The organism is Mycobacterium paraterrae, from assembly GCF_022430545.2.
Taxonomy (GTDB): domain Bacteria; phylum Actinomycetota; class Actinomycetes; order Mycobacteriales; family Mycobacteriaceae; genus Mycobacterium; species Mycobacterium paraterrae.
In genome coordinates this window covers 720,113-738,293 of sequence record NZ_CP092488.2, presented here as the reverse complement: position 1 = coordinate 738,293, position 18,181 = coordinate 720,113, and the positions used below count along the sequence as shown (strand labels likewise).

The 18,181-nt window shown below is 65.5% G+C and carries 20 protein-coding genes; 7 read left to right on the top strand and 13 right to left on the bottom strand.

What is annotated here, in order from left to right:
- Positions 1–4: 4 nt before the first annotated feature.
- Positions 5–652: a phosphate signaling complex protein PhoU gene (gene phoU, locus MKK62_RS03350; protein WP_240263843.1), complete on the bottom strand. Its 648-nt coding sequence runs from the start codon at positions 650–652 to the stop codon at positions 5–7.
- 488 nt (positions 653–1,140) lie between these two features.
- On the opposite strand from phoU, the gene MKK62_RS03345 reads away from it, so the two are divergent.
- Positions 1,141–1,503, top strand: coding sequence for a PAS domain-containing protein (locus MKK62_RS03345; RefSeq protein WP_240263844.1), 363 nt, complete (start codon positions 1,141–1,143; stop codon positions 1,501–1,503).
- A gap of 6 nt (positions 1,504–1,509) precedes the next feature.
- Here the strand turns inward: MKK62_RS03345 and MKK62_RS03340 are convergent, their stop codons facing one another.
- The 4 genes from MKK62_RS03340 to MKK62_RS03325 form a co-directional block, all read right to left on the bottom strand.
- Positions 1,510–2,187 carry a TetR/AcrR family transcriptional regulator gene (locus MKK62_RS03340; RefSeq protein ID WP_240262418.1) on the bottom strand — a complete coding sequence of 226 codons (678 nt, stop codon included), beginning with the start codon at positions 2,185–2,187 and terminating at the stop codon, positions 1,510–1,512.
- 21 nt (positions 2,188–2,208) lie between these two features.
- Positions 2,209–4,089, bottom strand: a complete 1,881-nt coding sequence (locus MKK62_RS03335) for a bifunctional diguanylate cyclase/phosphodiesterase (RefSeq protein WP_286670887.1) — start codon at positions 4,087–4,089, stop codon at positions 2,209–2,211.
- Positions 4,090–4,232: 143 nt separating this feature from the next.
- A complete protein-coding gene (locus tag MKK62_RS03330; protein WP_240262419.1) occupies positions 4,233–5,201 on the bottom strand; it encodes an enoyl-CoA hydratase/isomerase family protein in 969 nt (322 codons plus the stop codon).
- Between the two features lie 211 nt (positions 5,202–5,412).
- Positions 5,413–6,078: a TetR/AcrR family transcriptional regulator gene (locus MKK62_RS03325; protein ID WP_240263846.1), complete on the bottom strand. Its 666-nt coding sequence runs from the start codon at positions 6,076–6,078 to the stop codon at positions 5,413–5,415.
- Positions 6,079–6,219: 141 nt separating this feature from the next.
- On the opposite strand from MKK62_RS03325, the gene MKK62_RS03320 reads away from it, so the two are divergent.
- Positions 6,220–6,771, top strand: coding sequence for a hypothetical protein (locus MKK62_RS03320; protein ID WP_240262420.1), 552 nt, complete (start codon positions 6,220–6,222; stop codon positions 6,769–6,771).
- Between the two features lie 3 nt (positions 6,772–6,774).
- On the opposite strand, the gene MKK62_RS03315 is transcribed toward MKK62_RS03320, so the two are convergent.
- Positions 6,775–7,521 carry a class I SAM-dependent methyltransferase gene (locus tag MKK62_RS03315; protein WP_240262421.1) on the bottom strand — a complete coding sequence of 249 codons (747 nt, stop codon included), beginning with the start codon at positions 7,519–7,521 and terminating at the stop codon, positions 6,775–6,777.
- Between the two features lie 79 nt (positions 7,522–7,600).
- Here MKK62_RS03315 and pat point away from each other — a divergent pair, with 79 nt between their 5' ends.
- From pat to MKK62_RS03300, 3 genes are read left to right on the top strand one after another with little or no spacing between them, the layout of a single operon-like run.
- Positions 7,601–8,611, top strand: coding sequence for an acetyltransferase Pat (gene pat, locus MKK62_RS03310; RefSeq protein WP_240262422.1), 1,011 nt, complete (start codon positions 7,601–7,603; stop codon positions 8,609–8,611).
- A gap of 1 nt (position 8,612) precedes the next feature.
- Positions 8,613–9,275 (top strand): DUF5642 family protein, encoded by a 663-nt coding sequence (locus tag MKK62_RS03305; RefSeq protein ID WP_240262423.1) that lies wholly within the window; start codon positions 8,613–8,615, stop codon positions 9,273–9,275.
- Positions 9,276–9,299: 24 nt separating this feature from the next.
- Entirely contained in the window at positions 9,300–9,956 is a 657-nt protein-coding gene (locus MKK62_RS03300) for a DUF5642 family protein (protein WP_240262424.1), read from the top strand.
- 3 nt (positions 9,957–9,959) lie between these two features.
- Here MKK62_RS03300 and MKK62_RS03295 read toward each other — a convergent pair whose 3' ends face one another.
- A complete protein-coding gene (locus MKK62_RS03295) occupies positions 9,960–10,556 on the bottom strand; it encodes an alpha-ketoglutarate-dependent dioxygenase AlkB (RefSeq protein WP_240262425.1) in 597 nt (198 codons plus the stop codon).
- Between the two features lie 40 nt (positions 10,557–10,596).
- On the bottom strand, positions 10,597–11,028 hold the full coding sequence (soxR, locus tag MKK62_RS03290) for a redox-sensitive transcriptional activator SoxR (RefSeq protein ID WP_240262426.1): 432 nt from the start codon (positions 11,026–11,028) through the stop codon (positions 10,597–10,599).
- 130 nt (positions 11,029–11,158) lie between these two features.
- Here soxR and MKK62_RS03285 point away from each other — a divergent pair, with 130 nt between their 5' ends.
- A complete protein-coding gene (locus MKK62_RS03285) occupies positions 11,159–11,374 on the top strand; it encodes a hypothetical protein (RefSeq protein ID WP_240262427.1) in 216 nt (71 codons plus the stop codon).
- Positions 11,375–11,420: 46 nt separating this feature from the next.
- On the opposite strand, the gene MKK62_RS03280 is transcribed toward MKK62_RS03285, so the two are convergent.
- Both MKK62_RS03280 and MKK62_RS03275 read right to left on the bottom strand, forming a co-directional pair.
- A complete protein-coding gene (locus MKK62_RS03280) occupies positions 11,421–12,299 on the bottom strand; it encodes a hypothetical protein (RefSeq protein ID WP_240262428.1) in 879 nt (292 codons plus the stop codon).
- 122 nt (positions 12,300–12,421) lie between these two features.
- Positions 12,422–13,975 carry a dolichyl-phosphate-mannose--protein mannosyltransferase gene (locus MKK62_RS03275; RefSeq protein WP_240262429.1) on the bottom strand — a complete coding sequence of 518 codons (1,554 nt, stop codon included), beginning with the start codon at positions 13,973–13,975 and terminating at the stop codon, positions 12,422–12,424.
- Positions 13,976–13,999: 24 nt separating this feature from the next.
- Between MKK62_RS03275 and rsmI the strand changes: the two genes are divergently transcribed.
- A complete protein-coding gene (gene rsmI, locus MKK62_RS03270) occupies positions 14,000–14,836 on the top strand; it encodes a 16S rRNA (cytidine(1402)-2'-O)-methyltransferase (protein WP_240262430.1) in 837 nt (278 codons plus the stop codon).
- Here the strand turns inward: rsmI and MKK62_RS03265 are convergent.
- The 3 genes from MKK62_RS03265 to MKK62_RS03255 are packed head-to-tail and all read right to left on the bottom strand — an operon-like array spanning position 14,792 to position 18,145.
- Entirely contained in the window at positions 14,792–16,054 is a 1,263-nt protein-coding gene (locus MKK62_RS03265) for an aminodeoxychorismate synthase component I (RefSeq protein ID WP_240262431.1), read from the bottom strand. The two genes, rsmI and MKK62_RS03265, sit on opposite strands and share 45 nt — an antisense overlap.
- A gap of 22 nt (positions 16,055–16,076) precedes the next feature.
- Positions 16,077–16,979 (bottom strand): RNA polymerase sigma-70 factor, encoded by a 903-nt coding sequence (locus MKK62_RS03260; protein WP_240262432.1) that lies wholly within the window; start codon positions 16,977–16,979, stop codon positions 16,077–16,079.
- Entirely contained in the window at positions 16,976–18,145 is a 1,170-nt protein-coding gene (locus MKK62_RS03255) for an NAD(P)/FAD-dependent oxidoreductase (protein ID WP_240262433.1), read from the bottom strand. Before MKK62_RS03255 ends, MKK62_RS03260 begins: the two co-directional genes overlap by 4 nt.
- Between the last annotated feature and the right edge of the window lie 36 nt (positions 18,146–18,181).

Here is an 18,181-nt window from a genome sequence, read left to right as displayed (position 1 = left end):
TGGGTCATGGGCCGGCGGTTTCCCCGGTTGCCTCGAAGACGACGCGGCGCCCGATCTCGACGGCGTGGTCGGCGAAGCGCTCGTAGAACCGGCCGAGCAGGGTGATGTCGACGGCGGCGGCAACACCGTGCTTCCACTCGCTGTCCATCAAGACGTTGAACAGTTGCTGGTGCAGTTGGTCCATCGCATCGTCTTCACGGCTGATCTCGGCGGCCTGCGTCGAGTTGCGGGACACCACGACATCTTTCGCGCTATCGCCCAATTCGACTGCCACTCTGCCCATTTCGGCGAAATGGCCGCGGACCTCGTCCGGCAAGACATGGTTGGGATGGCGCCGCCGGGCGATCTTCGCCACGTGTAGCGCAAGTCCACCCATGCGTTCGGCGTCCGCCACGTTCTGTAGAGAACCGACGACGAGTCGCAGATCCCCGGCGACGGGTGACTGTAGAGCGAGCAGGACAAACGCCGTCTCCTCTGCCTGCTTCTGCATCTCGGCAATCTGATCGTGGTCGGTGATCACCTGCTCGGCCATCGACAGATCCGCCTCGAGCAGCGCCTGGGTGGCGCGGTCCATCGCCAAGCCGGCCAGACCGCACATGTCGCTGAGGGTCTGAGTCAGCGTCTCGAGCTGCTCGTGGAACGCCGTCCGCATCGCCATGTCTCACACAAACGTGGCTACGGCAGAGGGCATCGATGAATTCGTCATGAAGCTATCCTTCCGGATGAGTGCGGTCATTGCCTTGGAAAGTCCAAAGGGACAGGGTGGTGACTCCCAGCATCGTTCCGACCCATCGACGACCCGAACGGCTTCAGGCGCAGGTCTTCGCGAAGCTTCTGCGTCGCGATATCGACACGATGACGCGGAAGGTGAGCAAGGCCGAGTCTGCCTGGCAGCGGCGGTGCGAGACCGAGGGCTACGTCGAGCCGCCCAAGCGACTGGTCGTCGTGCGAGGGCGCCTGGCTGAGGCGCGCCGGATGCTCACTGCGTTGAATGCGCGCTTTCCCAGAAACCAACCCACGTGTGTCGAGAAAAACTTCACAATTTAGGGATGTTGATAATAAGCGCATCTATGCCTTGCTCTGATGAACCATAATCAGATGGTGGAGCGACGACGTAAGGCCCAGACGGATCTATCGCCGATGGATACCCTCAAGCAGTTGCCCGCATTGGTTGTGCTGGAGCGGATTCCGATACCCGTGCTGGCGATCGCCAATGACGGCGCGCTGGTGTTCGCCAACTCCGCGTTCTCGGAAATGGTCGGCCGTCCACGCGAGGACGTCGTCTCAATGAAGTTCGACGAAATATTTCACCTGCCGCTGACGGAGGAATCGGCGGTATCGGTGGTGCAATCGCTGGCCAACGAGGTCGTCGAATTAGCGCATCAGGACGGGTCGAGCGTGCGTGCGCTGATGAGCCGGTCGGCACTCATTCGGGCCGACGACGATATCGCGCTCGCAACTTTTCAAGACCTCACCGAGCAACTCTGGCTCGACGAGCGTTAGCCAGTTTCAGCGACCGGATAAATCCATCGTGGAAGCCGCCTTGATCGCCAGTGCCGTCCGCCGCTTCAAAAATTGAGCGAAGTAATCGATTTTATCGGGCTGCACGATCCCGCGCAGCACCGTCGACAACGCTTTCTCGTAGTCACTCAGCAAGACCGCCGGGTCGTCGAGATGGCTGGCCTGGCGCATACCCATGTAGATGGACACCAGCAAACGGCCGATATCCTCGGGATCGCCGCGGTCGACGATGTCACCCTCGCGAATTCCGCGTGCGGCGATTTCGCCGAGCAGTTCAATCCAGCTGCCCAACAGTCTTTCCTGAAGCTTCTCGGTCCGGCCCACCGACTCCAACAGATTGAATGCCGCCCGGGTGACGTTGTCGGTGATGTCGGCCATCGCGAAGAGATACGAGACATCGATCAGCGTTTCCAGCCCGGACAATTTCCGCGTCAGCAATTCTTGGACGGCAACGCCGGACTTCGCGGTCTGTTCATCCACGATCGCAAGTGCCAGGGCGTGCTTGGACCGGAAATGGAAATACATCGCGCCCTTGGTGAGCTGCGCCTCGGCCAGAATGTCGTCGAGGCCGACGGCGTAATACGGTCGCTGCGCAAATTGGTGCGCCGCGGCTCGCAGAATCTGTTCGCGCGTCGTATCGGAGCGCTTGTCGCTGATTTCAGTCATCTACTCACCAGATCGTGTTTTTCAGATCGCGTTCGATGATAGTGCCTGACTGTCTGCCAGGAATGGCATTGGCATGTAACGAGATGAAAGTAGCGATTCCATCGCGTGCCCGGGGAGCGGCCGCGACAACAAATAGCCTTGCGCGCGGTGGCACCCGTGTCTCATCAGGGTGAGCGCAGCAGCGGGAGTTTCCACACCTTCGGCCACTAATTGCAGGTCAAAGGCCTCAGCGAGGCCGATGATCGCGCGGACGATAGCTAGGTCGCGGCTGCTGTTGCCGAGATCGCGAACGAAAGAGGTATCGATCTTCAGGATGTCGACCGGCAGTGACTTCAGGTGCGACAGCACCGCGTAGCCGGTGCCGAAATCGTCGATCGCGATCTGGACGCCGACTTCTTTCAACGCCTCGAGCGTCCTGCGGGTGGTGTCGATGTCGCGAACCACTGCTCGCTCGGTGATCTCCAGGCACACCGAGCCGCCGTCGATGCCGAATTCATCGATGGCCTCGGCGACGCTGTCGACGAAATTCCGGTTGACCAGCTGCACCGGCGAGACGTTGAGTCGCAACGTCGTGTTCTGCCCGACGCCGCGGGAGCGCCAGCGACTGAGTTCCGAGATCGCGGTTCGCATCACCCAACGACCAAGATCGCCACTCAGATTGGCGGATTCGACGACGCCGATGAATGACTCAGGCAACAGCAGGCCCCAACTGGGGTGCCGCCACCGAACCAGCGCTTCGACGGCAACGATTGCTCCCGTCCACAGGTCGACCTCGGGCTGGTAGTGCAGCAGCAGCGATTCGTTGTCGATGTCGCCGCGCAAATGAAGTTCGATGTCGTTGCGGAACAGGCGCTGCAGCGCCATGTCGTCGTTGGAGACCGCCACGCTGTTGCCGCCGGCGCGCTTGGCGCTCAGGACCGCCTCGTCGGCGCGGTGAAGGAGGTCGCTGGTGTTGTCGCGGCCGGGGCTGCCAACCGCGACGCCAACGCTGACGGTGCGGGTGATGATGTGGCCGCCCAGGGCCATTCGGTCACGCAGCGCCGCGCAGAGTTCGTCACCGGTCGCCTCGGCGATATCGAGCGACATCGGCTTGTCGGGCACGACAACGAACTCGTCGCCACCGAGTCGGGCGGTCATGCTTTTGACTCCGGCTTTCAACCGGAGCTGCTCGGCGAACGTCCGCAGATACCAGTCGCCGGCCGTGTGGCCCAGGTAGTCGTTGATCGACTTCAACCGGTCGAGGTCGAGGTACAACACGGCGACCGGACCAGGCTTTCCGGTCGCGAGACGCTCCGAGAGGTGCGCCATGAGAGCGCGACGGTTGTGCAGGCCGGTGAGATCGTCGTGCTCGGCGAGATTACGCAGCTTGGCTTCGGCGGCGATGCGCGCCTGAAGCTGCGCCAGCAACGATGCGACGGTTTGAATCGCGTTCAGCTCGTCGGTACGCCACTTCTTTTTCTTGTACTTCACGCAGGTCAACTGGCCGGTCGTGACTCCGCCGGAGATCAGCGGCGCCGCAACGACCGAGGGGGAGGTGACCTTGCCGGGGTCGGTGCCCCAGCGTTCAACCGCGGCGGCCACCCAGCGCTTCGCGGTGTCGTCGGACGGTTCCGGTCGAATGACCGTCAGCTTCTTGCCATGCCCGCACAGCGCAAGGACCGGGTCGGCGCTGCTGAAATGGGCGACCGCCGACGGGTCGGGAACGGATCGGTCACGCGGCGGCGGCCACACCGCCACCAACTTCGAGACCCGAATTTTGTGGTCGTTGTGTCGTAAGAACGCGCAGTCGATATCGAGATGCTCGACAAGCTCGGCGAGAACCTGCTCGTTGACCTCGGCCACGGTCGACGCCGTCGTCTCCATCAATCTGGTGGCGACGCGAGTGACCAGGTTTCGCGGCAACGTCTCCTCCGATGGTGGTGCGAAGCTCGGGGTGCCGCGTCGGTTATCCGGGGATTACGTATGAGGAGCCCAGCGGTGCGCTCACTATATACGGCCAGCATGCGTCCCGCCGGGCCAACCGGTTAGTCGGTCTTGGCTTTACATCAAGGCTTTGCGCGCCCCGAGCGGCTCAGGCGCCACTCGGGTGGGAAATTCAGATCGTTGTCCTTCACCACGTTGTTGAGGCCTTTTTCGAAGGTGCCGCCGGTGAGGTCGACGTCTTCTGCGTCGTTTTTGATCAACGGCAGCATGCCCTCGACCATGCCGGTGAGAAGGCTGCCGAAGTACTCGCCCTTGTGCTGCTTGTAGAGCTCGAGGAACGTCTTCTGCACCGCGACCGTGTCGGTCGGGCGCGATCGTGAGCACGCCAGCGCGTACTTTTCGGTCTCGGCCGCCAGCTTGTCCCGCGGCACCACGCTGTTGACAAACCCGCAGTCGTACATCTCTTTGGCGCTGAATGGCCTTCCGGTGAACAACATTTCGGAGAACTTGCGCAGACCCATCGTCTCGGCCCACCACCACAGGCGGGGTCCCCAGCCGACGTATCGGAACGCCGGATGGCCGAACAGCGCGTCGTCGGAAGAGATCACCAAGTCGGCGTCGCCGGCTTGATAGAAATGCCAGCCGTAGCAGTAGCCCTTCGCCTCGATGATGCTGATTTTGCGAAGTTCCTGCAGCGGACGGTTTCCGGCCCTCGCCTTGGCGTAGAAATCGGTGACGGTGGACAGGTAGCGGTATGACCCGCCGGGCGGATATGTCACGTCGTCGTCGTTGATCGCCAACTCATGGTGCAGCGGAAGACCGGGGTTCTCCAGCATCGGCCGCTGCTCGGGTAGGTCACCTCCGCTGCCGAAATCGTCTCCCTCGCCGCGGATCACGACGACCTTCACCTCGTCGTCGACGTTGCATTTATGGATCAAATCGGCGTAGTTCTGTCGCATCCCCAGGTTGGCGGCGTTCTGGGCCTCGGGACGGTCGAAAGTGATGTAGGCGATCCGGTTCTTGCGGTCCTTTTCGAACTTGATGTACTGCTCGGCTTCCTTCTTGAGCTCTTCGTAGTCGAACTCGACCATGGGTTCTCCAATGTTGGTTGTTGATTATCCGGACAAAAGTCCCTGTGGCGTAGGGGCGACGGGCCGCATGCCGAGTCGATGCAGCCAGTGTGTCAGCGTCGCCCGCGGTTCGGGCGATTTGTACTTTTCGCTTAACAGCGACCGTCAGCGCACTTACCTGCGACCGGCCTACTCTATTGCTGTAGAGGTTCGGATGGCTCGATTCGCGGCGCTATGCGGTGGGTGATTGCAGCGCGGCGCCGTCGTGGGTGAGTCGGCCCTTTTGGTTGCTGTGCAGGATGCCGTCGACGATGGCCGTCAGCACGCCGTCGAGTTGCTCCGGGGTATCGATGATCCGGTCACCGTGGACCAAGCGCAGCATGAGCCCGTTGATGAAGGTAAGGGTCACGTTGCTGAGGTCGTCGACCACGGCGGGATCGAGGTCGGCGCCGTGTGGCAACAACTGGACCAGGATGTCGTGATGCAGCTTGGTGAAGGCATCCACGGCGCGTTGCAGGGTAGCGCCTAGCACTGGGTCCCGGGTGGCTTGGATAGCCATCTCATACCGCGCTCGGGTGCGGCTGAGCTGGGGTTCGTTCCCGTTCTGGATGACGAGCTTGGCCAGTGCGGACGCCGACGACCCGTCGGGTACGGCAGCGCTGTCGGCGACGGTCTGCAACGTGGCGAGGTCGAGTTCGACCATGCGCTCGGCGACCGCCTGCAACAGTGCCGAGCGGGTGCGGAAGTAGAACGACGTGGTGCCGTCCGGAACCCCAGCACGGCTGTCGACCTTGAGGTGGCTCAGGCCCTTGGCGCCATCGTCGGCCAGCAGCTGTATCGCCGCGTCGCAGAGCTCGCGGCGGCGTTGGTCGGGATTGGGTTTACGTCTTTGAGCTATCCCGGCAGTGTAGCGGCCACCGGCCCGCATTCTCGATGGCAAAGGAGATCGCGGCAACGTACTTGGTTTTTATCGCGGTCCACCACTACTCTATCTTCGTAGTGTCATTGATAATTGCGCACATCGGCGAATGGACCCCACGTGACCGCTCTGGCTAGCACGCTCAACCAATCGCATCGCGCCCAACGCCGGCTCTCCTCGCCGGCAGGGACGCTGCGCGAGCAGGCCGGTGATCCTGGCAGCTACCAATTCCAGATCGTGGCGGCCAACGTCGCCGACGTGGTGCGGTCGATCGGTGGTCTGATCTTTGACCGCGCCATGGCGGGCTGGGAGGTCAGCGTCGTGATCGACGGCGACATCGTGATCGACGATCGGCCCCTCCGAATCCTGGGCGCACGGCTCGCCGAGCGACTGTCGGGTTCGGGGATGCTGCGGCGCCCGCACCTGCTGGCGGCGGCCACAGACGTGATGGTCAGAAGTGACGCCGTACGCCACCAGGTGCTCGCGATGGGAGATGACGAGGCCGACGTCTTGCTGTGGGGCCGCCACCACCCAACCAACCTTGGCCGCACCTTCGTCGCCGTCCGGCATCAGCCCAGCGCCGCCGCTCGTGTGTTCAAGTCCCAGGCTCTGATGGCCGGTGAAACGCAGGCCGGGACGGGGGCCGACGAGGGGTTCTACGCGCTGACCTGAGCGTTACTCCGCTTTGCCGGCCGTGACGAACTGCAGATGACGCTGGATCTGCTGGTCGATGTCGACGAGCCCGGCTTCGGCGAACAAGTCGACGAACACCTGACGATCGAACATGCGTATCCCGATCGCCCCGGCGCTTGCCTTCGTCGCGTATCGCACGGGCGGTATGTGACTGGCGTGGCTGGTCAGGATCGCGATGCGACCCCCGGGTCGCAGCACCCGCACCATTTCGCGGGCGACCTGGATCGGCTTCGGCATCAAGTACAGCGCACCGAAACAGCAGACCGCGTCGAAGGTTTCGTCGTCGAACGGCAGCACGCCCGCGTCGCCGCGCACGTAGCAGGTGCGCGGGCCGCTGTTGTCATGCACGGCGCGGGTCAGCATCGGAACCGAGATGTCGAGCCCGACCGCGAGTCCGCCCGGTGGCAGTTGCTCGGCTAGCTTGCCGGTGAAATTGCCCGGGCCACAGGCGATGTCGAGTAGGCGAGTGGCGCAGGAAAGGCGAAGGGCTTCGGCCGCCCGGCGCTGCTCGGCGCCGGTCGTGATGCCGCTGCCGACGTAGAACGCCACCGGGCGCCACAGTCGCTCGTAAATGGTCGCGACCAGCGGGCTGTTCATCGCCCGCTGCGCCAGCGTCGGCGTTTCGCTGGCGACCGACTCGCCCAGCGTGTCCAGGAATCCGTGCCGCAGGCTCGCGTCGCGATCCAACAAGTCGCGGGTCCTCTGCAACGGATCGTCGGTGGCAGCCACGACAGCGAGTCTGCCGGGACGCGTGTCCTTGCTGCAACACGCTGACAGCCCATAGCCTTGGCAACAATCTTCGACGGCGATGGGGGCGGGCACGGTGACCGAACTGACCACGCTGCGCGCTGACGAACTGGCCAGCTTGGACATCTTCAAGGGTTGCCCCGCCGAGGACCTGATGCCGCTGGCAGCGAGCTTGCAACCGCTGCAGGCCGCGGCGGGGCAGACGCTGATGCGCCAGGGCGAACGGGCGGTGTCGTTCCTGCTCATCGCGTCCGGCGCGGCTCAGATCCAACATGTCGGTGACGACAACATAGTCACGCTGGAGCACGTCGCCGCCGGCACGATTGTCGGTGAAATCGCCCTGCTGCGTCACATTCCGCGGACGGCGACCGTGATCACTACGGAGCTGCTGACCGGCTGGATCGGTGACAGCGATGCGTTCGCGCGGCTGGTGCACATCCCGGGGATCATGACCCGACTGGTGCGGACGATACGCCAGCGGCTCGCGGCGTTCCTCACGCCGATCCCGGTCCGGATTCGTGACGGCTCAGAACTGCTGCTGCGTCCGGTGCTACCCGGTGACAGCGCGCGAACACTGCAAGGGCATGTGAAATTCTCCAGCGAGACGTTATACCGGCGGTTCATGTCAGCGCGTGTACCCAGTCCGGCGCTGATGGACTATCTCGCCGAGGTCGACTACGTCGACCACTTCGTCTGGGTGATGACCGACCTGAGCGGCAATCCGATCGCCGACGCGCGATTTGTTCGCGACAACCACGACCAAACGCTCGCCGAGGTCGCATTCACCGTCGCCGACGCCTACCAGCGCCGCGGGATCGGCTCGTTTCTGATCGCTGCCCTCTCCGTCGCCGCGCGGGTGGCGGGGGTGGAGAGGTTTTCGGGCCGGATGCTCGCCGACAACGTGGGCATGCGCACGCTCATGGACCGTTACGGTGCCCGCTGGCAGCGCGACGACGTCGGGGTGGTCACCACCGTCATCGATGTGCCCGACACGCGTGACCTTGCATTGAGTCGCGATATGGTGGATCAGATCAAACATACTGCGCGCCAAGTTATTCGGGCTGTCAGCTAATATGCGCCCTGCCTCGGCCGCGACGGTGCTGCTGATGCTCGCGGGCTGCGCCCACCCGGCCGAACATCCGCCGCCACCGCCGGCCGGTTCGGCCGCGCGCCACGTCGACCCCGGCAACATCAGACGCGTGCGCCGTGATCTGCCGCCCGGTTATGAGGTGGCCCCGGTATTGAATGTGTCTGCGCCGGAGGGTGTTTGGGGTATCGGGGGAGCCGGCGTGGCCGACCCGCCACGTTGCGCGCCGCTTGCCGACCCGGCCGCTGGCCGCGGTCAAGCCCCGCAGGGTATTTCAGGTTCGGGTCCGGGCGGGACGGTGTACGCAATGGTGGTCGCCGCGCCGGCCGGGGGTGTGTCGTTGGACCACGCGTTGCTTGACCAGTGCCGCCAGTGGCGCATGGCCGGCCGGCGGGCCAGCGCGCTCGTGCGTCTGGTCGACGCTCCTCGCATCGACGGCGCCGATGCCTTGGGAATGACCGCCGACATTGTCACCGCCGTCGAAGGAGGCAATGAAATCGGTTCGCAGGCAAGCACCTTCACTGCCTACCTGGGTGACTATTACGCCTTCACCACCGTGGTCAGCGATCCCGGCTCACCGAATCCGGCGCTGACGCCACAGTTCGCCGCCGACTTGCTGGTGAAAACCGTATCAGCCGTACGCGGGTAGGGGCGGTGCGTTAGATTGGCCCCGATGATGCGGCTAGGGGTGGCGATCGCGAGCGTCTGTCTGTTGACGGCCTGCTCTCACGGATCGTCGGAGGCGCCTCCCGCTGCCGATATCACCAAGATCGTGAAGGTGAAGTCCGACTTCGGCCCCGGCTACAAGGTCAAGGACACCGCCAAGACCGGTATCGATCCCAAAGTGCTGATGACGCACAAGTTGCCGCCGGGTCTGACGTTCGATCCGCCGGAGTGCGCGTCATTCGTCATCGGTGAGGACATGCCGCCCGGCCTGCAGGGCAACATGGCTGCGGTGGCCGCCGAGGGGGACGGTGGACGCTTTATCGCGATGGCGTTGCAAACCTCCGCGCCGGTCCCGTTCCAAGCACCGCCACGGAACTGCAAGAAGGTGGCTTTCCAGGGCGGCCGGGTGCGCGGGCTGATCGAGGTCGTCGACACGCCGCAGATAGAAGGCACCCAAACCCTCGGAGTGCACCGTGTTCTGCAGACCATGGTTCAGGGCAAGCCGCGCAGCGGCGAGTTGTACAACTACACTGCACATTTCGGTGACTACCAGGTGATCGTGACTGCCAATCCGATGCTGGTGCAGGGTCAACCGGCCAAGCCCGTCGACACCAAACAGGCGCGCGACTTGTTGGTGAAGTCGGTCGCCGCCGTCAGAGACTGACCGCTAACGGACATCTCTGGGTCGGAACTGGATGCTGACCCGCGGCCCGGTGGGGGCCGACGTCTTCGGCACCGAATGCTCCCAGGTCCGCTGGCATGAGCCGCCCATCACCAGGAGGTCGCCGTGCGCCTGCGGCAACCGCAGCGATGCGCCGCCTCCCCGTGGTCGCAGGGCGAGGGTTCGGGTAGCGCCGAGACTGACGATCGCGACCATCGTGTCGTGGGTGCTGCTTCGGCCGATGGTGTCGCCGTGCCACGCGACGCTATCCGATCCGTCCCGATACCAGCACAGCCCGACGGTGGTGAACGGCTCACCGAGCTCGCCGGCATAGATGTCGTTGAGCCGTCGCCGCATCCGGGCCAAGTGAGGGTGCGGGGCGTCCTCGGTCGTCAGGTCGTGGAAGCTGAGCAGGCGCGGGACGTCCAGGACGCGGTCGTACATCTGGCGGCGTTCGGCGCGCCACGGAATCGATTCGAGCAATTCGCCGAGCAACTCGTCCGCCCCGGTCAACCACCCGGAGCGGATGTCGATCCAGGCTCCGCGGCCCAGTGATCGTCGGTCGTTGCACTCGAATAACGACTCCTGAACCTCGATCACCACGGCGCCGATTCTATCGCACAATTGTTCGATTCCGGAGGGGCTAAAGCAGTACTGCTCCGGTTCCTTGCGCGCCAAGGGTGTCGTCGGGATTGAACAGCGCGCAGGCGCGCAAGCTCAGGCATCCGCAGCCGATGCAGTTGGCCAGGTCGTCGCGCAGGCGCTGCAGATGCAGGATGCGATCGTCGAGATCCGAGCGCCATCCCGCCGACAATTTGGCCCAATCGCGGCTGGTCGGCACGCGGTCGGCGGGCAGTGTGGCCAGCGCGTCGCGGACGCGAGCCAACGGGATGCCCAGTCGCTGCGACAGCTTGATGAACGCGACCCGGCGCAGTGTGTCGCGGGTGTAGCGGCGCTGGTTACCCGATGTGCGAGTGCTGGTGATCAGCCCGTGCCGCTCGTAAAAATGCAGCGCCGAGACCGCGACGCCGGCGCGGGCCGCGAGTTCACCGGGCGACAGGTCCTGGACGTGCACGGCCTGAACGTTACGTCAGGTCTTGGGAACGCTTCGTCAGATAACCGACACGCGCGGGGCGGGACACCAAACGGTCACGATGCGCTGCGTGGCCTGCCCATGGCGCGCTGAACATGTCACTGTCGGAAGCGTGACTATCGATGTTGACGACGATCTGGTGCTGTACACCGACAGCCGGCCCTACCGATGCGCGCGCGGGCACTGGCTGCTGCCGGGACACATGATGGTCGGAAGCCGGTCATGCTCCTGCGGCCGTGGCCGCCACACGACGTGGGAATGCGAATGCGGCGACATCACCTACTCGCCGAAGGTGCGCGACTCGTGTGAGCTGGGCGCTGATCGTTGACGATCACTGACGATTGTTGACGCGAAATAGAAGCTTTGGCAGTGATTTACGCGGCACCGCGATCATACCTTCGGTTTCGCTGCGAAATCGGGTAACCGCGTTGAGCTAATGCTCGCGTGACTCGAGCAACGATCTCGCGTGGGCGGTCTTCTTTGATCACGCGGATGACGTGCCAGCCGATGTGCTCGAGCGACCCCGCGCGTCGGATGTCCTTGACGTACTGGCGTCTATCCAGGCGATGATGGTCGCCGTCGTATTCCACCGCAACCATCGGAGTTTCCCAGCCCATGTCGAGGTAGGCCACGAATGGGCCGTCGGTTACCAGGATCTGCGTAGTGGGCGGCGGCAGACCAGCGCTGATCAAGATGAGCCGCAACCACGATTCTTTCGGCGACTCGGCGCCGGCGTCCGTCATGTCGATGAGTAATCGGGCACGCCTGCTTCCCCGGGCCCCCGGATAGCGGTCGAGAAGATTCGCTACGTCCGCGCTCGTTATCCCCGTTGCGCGGGCGAGATCGTCGAGGTGGGCAACAGCGGTTGCTCCTATGAGGTGGCGTGCCAGATCGAATCCCGTTCGCAACGGCGTGGCAACTGAGAGACCGCGGAGCGACATGATTGCGTCTGACGCGAATCGTTCGTGACGTGTGATCATGCCGGGCGGGCAATGGTTGTTCCGCCAAAGCATTTCGACTGGCGAGGTCTCGCTGACCCACTTCGCGCCGTGCAGTGCTGCGGCCGCTCGTCCGGTGATCGTCGAGCGCTGCCCGGACCATAGCCACGCGCCGACAGTCATGGCCTCCAGGGATCTGTCAACCGACCTGGGCAGGTAGATGTCCGGAAATATCGGACGATAATTCCATCGCAGTTGACCGCGGCTGAGCGCGCCGCTGGCTACCGCTTCGCTGCCGACGATGGGCGTATCCACGTGCGTGATGATGCCGAGCGGTCGCGAAGTGCGCCCCCAGACAGAAGCCGGGCTGTGGATAGTCGAAAATCGCGGCCAGGGCTTTCCCCCGCAAGCGGGAGGTACCCCCAGTTTCGCGGCCGCTAGCGCCAGCTGGGCAGCCAGATCTCCATGTTCCAGGTGTTCTGCGAGATCGGCTGACCGGTGAGCACCGGGAACAGCCACGCGAAGTTCGTCAAAACCAGTGCCACGTAACAGGACACCACGATCAGCCCAAGGCTGCGACGCTCGGCTCCCTGCCCAGGTTTGTAGAGGATGTCGCCGAGGATCAGCGCGACCCCCATCGCCAGGAACGGCGCCATGGTCGCGGCGTAGAAGAAGTACATCTGGCGGTCGATGTCGGCGAACCACGGCAGCCAGCCGGCGCAATAGCCGACCAGCACCGCGGCGTAGCGCCAGTCGCGGCGTACCAACATGCGCCACGAGGCGTACACCAGCATCGGCACCGAAACCCACCACAACGCCGGAGTCCCAACCAGCATCACCGCTTTGACGCAGGATTGCGCGCCACAGCCCGGGACGTTCTGTTGGTCGATCGCGTACAGCACCGGTCGCAGCGACATCGGCCACGCCCACGGCTTCGACTCCCACGGGTGATAGTTTCCCGCTGCATTCGTCAAGCCGGCGTGAAAGTGATACGCGTTGTAGGTGTAGTGCCATAGCGAGCGAATCGCGTCGGGCAGTGGGACATTCGATTTCGGCCCGATCGACTGGCCCACCTCGTGCCGGTCGATCGCCGTCTCCGACGCGAACCACGGCGCGTAGCTGGCCAGGTAGACCCCGAACGGAATGATCAACAGCGCGTATGCCGTTGGAACCAGGTCGCGGCGCAAAGTGCCCAACCACGGTCGCAGCACCCGATACTGGCGGCGGGCCGCGACATCGAACGCCAACGACATCACGCCGAAGAAGACCACGAAATAGAGCCCGGACCACTTTGTCCCGCAAGCCAATCCGAGCAGGACGCCGGCGCCGAAGCGCCACCACCGCACACCGAGCCGCGGGCCCCACAGGGTCTCGTCGATGCGGCCCTCGGTGTACGCGACGTGCATTCGCTCCCGCACCTGGTCCCGGTCGACGATCAGCGCGCCGAAGGCGGCCAGCACCAGAAACGCCAGAAACCCGTCGAGCAGTGCGGTGCGGGCAACCACGAAGCTGACCCCGTCGGCGATCACGAGCAGACCGGCGATCGCGCCGACCAGTGTCGAGCGGCTGATCCGCCGCACGATCCGCACCACCAGCGCCACCATGATCGTGCCGAGGATCGCGCCGGCGAATCGCCAACCCAGCCCGGTGTAGCCGAACAACGCCTCGCCGATCGCGATCAACTGCTTGCCGACCGGCGGGTGCACGACGAGGCCGTAACCGGGGTTGTCCTCCACGCCGTGGTTGTGCAGCACTTGCCAGGCCTGCGGCGCGTAATGCTTCTCGTCGAAGATCGGCGTGCCGGCGTCCGTCGGCGAGCCGAGGTTCACCATGCGGGTCAGTGCCGCCAGCGCCGTGACCACGCCGGTGACCACCCAGCCCTCGAGCCGGTCGACGGGCCCGAAATCGGGTGCCGGAGCCAAGGGGCCCGGACTGATCACCGGTACTGAGTCCGCCTCGGCGAGGAGCTCGTCGTCGTCGGTGAGAGTCATCGGGTCGATCGTAGGCTGTGGCCCATGTCTACGGGTCGACTGCTGCTGGGTGCCACGCCGCTGGGCCAGCCGTCCGACGCCTCTCCGCGCCTGATCGCGGCGCTGTCGTCGGCGGACATCGTCGCCGCAGAAGACACCCGTCGGGTCCGGACCCTTGCCAAGGCGCTCGAAGTGGTGATCACCGGGAAGGTGGTCAGCCTCTTCGACCACAACGAAGCGGCCCGGGTACCTGCGTTGATAGAGCAAATCAGCGGCGGCGCCACCGTGCTGCTGGTCACCGACGCCGGAATGCCGCTGATCAGCGACCCCGGTCACCGGCTGGTGGCCGCCTGTGTCGAGGCCGGCCTAACAGTGCAGTGCTTGCCCGGCCCGTCGGCGGTGACGACGGCGCTGGCGGTGTCTGGGCTGCCGTCGGAGCGGTTCTGCTTCGAGGGCTTCGCCCCGCGGAAACAGGGTGCGCGCCGCAGCTGGTTGGCGTCACTGGCAGCCGAGCAGCGCACGGCGGTGTTCTTCGAGTCGCCGCGCCGCCTGCACGCCTGCCTGCTCGACGCGGTCGCCGAACTCGGCGGGCAGCGGCGGGCGGCGGTGTGCCGTGAGTTGACCAAGGTGCATGAGGAAGTGGTGCGCGGATCGTTGGACGAGCTGGCCGCCTGGTCGGCCGACGGTGTGCTCGGCGAGATCACCGTGGTGCTGGCTGGCGCGGTGTTGCAGGCCGACCTGCCGAGCCTGGTGGCTCAGGTCGTCGCGCTGGTCGACGACGGGATGGGCGTCAAAGATGCCTGCGCGCAGGTTGTTTCAGCGACGCCGGGTGCGCCGTCACGGCGTGAGCTCTACGATGCGGTGTTGCAGGCCCGACGCTGAAGCGCCGATGATGGGCGCGGCCTTGTGCAGGCATTCCTCCCACTCGGCATCCGGCTCGGAGTCCGCCGTGATACCGCCGCCGGATCCCAGGACGGCGTTGCCCATCGCGTCGAGCTCCACCGTCCGGATCGCCACGTTCAATTCGCAGCCCGCCACCGGCGAGGCCAAACCGACTGTGCCGCAATAGACTCCACGTCGCGCCTGCTCCCACTGCGAAATCAGTTCTCGGGCGCGCAGTTTGGGTGTTCCGGTGATCGACGCGGGCGGGAATGTGGCGTCCAGCATTGCGGCGGTGGGCAACTCGGTCGGCACCTGTGCCGCGACCGTCGACACCAGATGCCACACCCCCGGTGCGGGGCGCACCACAAGCAGCTCGGGCACCGTGACCGACCCGGTGACCGCAATCCGGCCCAGGTCGTTGCGCACGAGGTCGACGATCATCACGTTCTCCGCGACGTCCTTGCTCGACGAGCGCAGCGCAGCCGGGGGTGCGTGCAGCGGCAGCGTGCCCTTGATCGGGCTCGACATCACCAGATCGCCTCGACGACACAGGAACAGCTCCGGCGACAGCGACGCGACCGCACCCCAGTCGCCGGCGACGTAGGCTGCCCGGTCCGGCGCGGTGCGGGCGACGCCGTCGAGAAAGAAGTCCAACGGATCGCCGGCCAGCCGTCCGGTGAACTGCGTACACACGCATGCCTGGTAGACCTCGCCCGCCCGGATGGCCTCCAGACACGCCAGTACCCCGGCCCGATGTGCTTCGCGGTCGGCAGGGTCCCAATCGATTCGATATGCGCGCGGCCCGGTACCGGGACTGGGTCCAGCCAACGCGTCGGCGAGCCAACTGGGCATCCGGGCGCCCGAGAGGCTCTCATACCACCACTGACGGTCGCGGTCGCAGCGCAGGACGCAGTCCGTCCATCCGCCGGCGGCCTCGGGCACCCGGGGTGCCCGCCCGTCGGAGGCCGGATCCGGGTACGACACATAGCCGATCCAGCCACCGCCGACCGTGGTGCTGTGCGAGCCCGGTCGCACGTCGAATGCATCGGTCGTGTCTATCGCGACGATCGGCACACTCGGTGCGATCACGGCCAGCGCGCCGAACCACTGGCCGGTCAGCGCGGCCGGCGCCGGCAGCCCCAGCCGGTCTGTGGCATCACCGATGGCGCGCAGCACCTCGTAGGGGCTGCCCAGATCGCCGAGCCGGTCGATTCGCACGCCTCCTAGCTTGGCAGAAAACTCAGCCGCGGCTGATTCTGCGTGCCGTCGTGACCGCGGCCAGCTTGTCGGGGTTGCGCATCGCGTAGAAGTTGGTGATCGTGCCGTCGACGATCTCGACGGTGAACACGCCCTCCAACCGCTCACAGTTGTAGAGCAGCACCGCGGGTGCGGCGTTGCAGATGCCGATCTCCACGCGGACTTCCGGCACCTGCGCCCCGCGTGCCATCAGCCCGACGACGAACCTGGCGACCTTGTCGGCGCCGACCACCGGACGGCGTGCGGCGCTTGCCTTGCCGTTGCTGTCGGAGGTCCACACCACGTCGGGGGCCAGCATCGACATCACCGCCTGTACGTCACCACCGGCCGCCGCCGCCATGAATTCCGCGGCGATGCGGGCGTTCTGGTCGGGGTCGACGGGAGTGAACCGCTTGCGCCGGGCGTGGACGTGTTCGCGGGCCCGGTGCGCGATCTGACGCACCGCCGCCGTCGATTTGCCCACCGCCGAGGCGATTTCGTCGTAGTCGAAGCCGAACGTCTCGCGAAGCACGAACACCGCTCGCTCGTCCGGGCCGAGGGTTTCCAGCACCACCAGCATCGCCATCGACACCGACTCGGCCAAGACGACATCCGCCGAAGGATCCTGGTCGTCGAGCAGCAGGGGTTCTGGAAGCCACGGTCCGACGTAGTCTTCCCGGCGCCGGGCACCCGCCCGCAGCGCATTGAGCGCTTGACGGGTGACCAGCCGGGCCAGATACGCCTTGGTGTCGTGCACGCGGCAGAGGTCGACCTCCGCCCAGCGCAGGTAGCTGTCCTGCAGCACGTCGTCGGCTTCGGTTGTCGAGCCGAGGATTTCGTAGGCGATGGTGAACAGCAGCGGTCGCAGCAACACGAACCGCTCTGCGTGCCTGTCGGCCTCGGTCACGGCACCGGGACCGCCTCGGCGGCCAGCCGCCGCGCCCGCTTGCCGCCCTTGAGCCAGCGGTACCAACCGGGCTTTGCAGCCTCCTTGCGGATTCCCCACACGGTGCTGTTGCAGACCGCTTCTTTGACGGATGCCGCGATCCTGCCGCCGATGAACAAGTTCAGCGGGCTGTCGTCGGGGCGGGCCAGCTGGACGGTGGCGTACTTGCGGCCAAGGCTGATGCACTGACCGGTGAACGCCTGGTTGACCGGCTTGGCTGGGGTTCCGGCGATTCGGCTCAACACGGTGTTCGCGGCCTGCGCGCCGAGGGGGATGGCGGCCTGGCAGCTCATTCGCAGCGGGTGGCCCGAGGGCGCGGCGGCGTCGCCGGCCGCCACGATGCGGGGATCGTCCACGCAGGTCAGTGTCTCATCGGTGAGCAGCCGACCCAGCCGGTCGGTCGGCAATCCGCTACGGGCGGCCAGGTCCGGCACCCCGAAGCCCGCCGTCCAGATCGTGAGCGCGCTGCGCAGTACGGCTCCGTCGTCCAGCACCACACCGTCGGAATGGACAGCGGTGACCTTCGGGGCCTCCAGCACCGTCACGCCCAACCGGCGCAGCCACTTGGCCACGGAACGGCGGCCGGGCCGGCTCAAGGACGGACCGAGTGTCCCGCCGCAGACCAGGTGCACGCGCCGGCCTTGCTCGGCCAGCTCGGACGCCGTCTCGATGCCGGTCAGTCCCGCGCCGACCACGGTGACCGGCGCATCGGGGTGCAGCTCGTCGAGGGCCCGGCGTAGCCGTTCGGCTTGCTCGAATTCGGCTATCGGATAGGCGTATTCGCGGGCGCCCGGCACCGCGGACGGGACGACTCCGGTGCTGCCGACCGCATAGATCAGGTAGTCGTAGTGCAGCACGGTGCCCGATGTCAGCTCGACGGTTCCGTCGTGGATTCGCTCGGCGGTGTCGACGACCAGTCGGACGCCGGCGCCGAGCAGCGTGCCGTAATCCGTGGCGGCAGCGCCGCTGCCGGCGACCATCTGGTGCAAGCGGATCCGTTCGACGAACACCGGCCGGGGGTTCACCACCGTGATGTCGACATCGGCGTTGAGCCGCAGATGGTTGGCGGCCAGCGTGCCGGCGTATCCGCCGCCGATCACGACGACGTGAGTGCGCTGGGCGGTCATGGTTGTCTCCTGTCTGGATGGGGTTGTGCTGCCCCC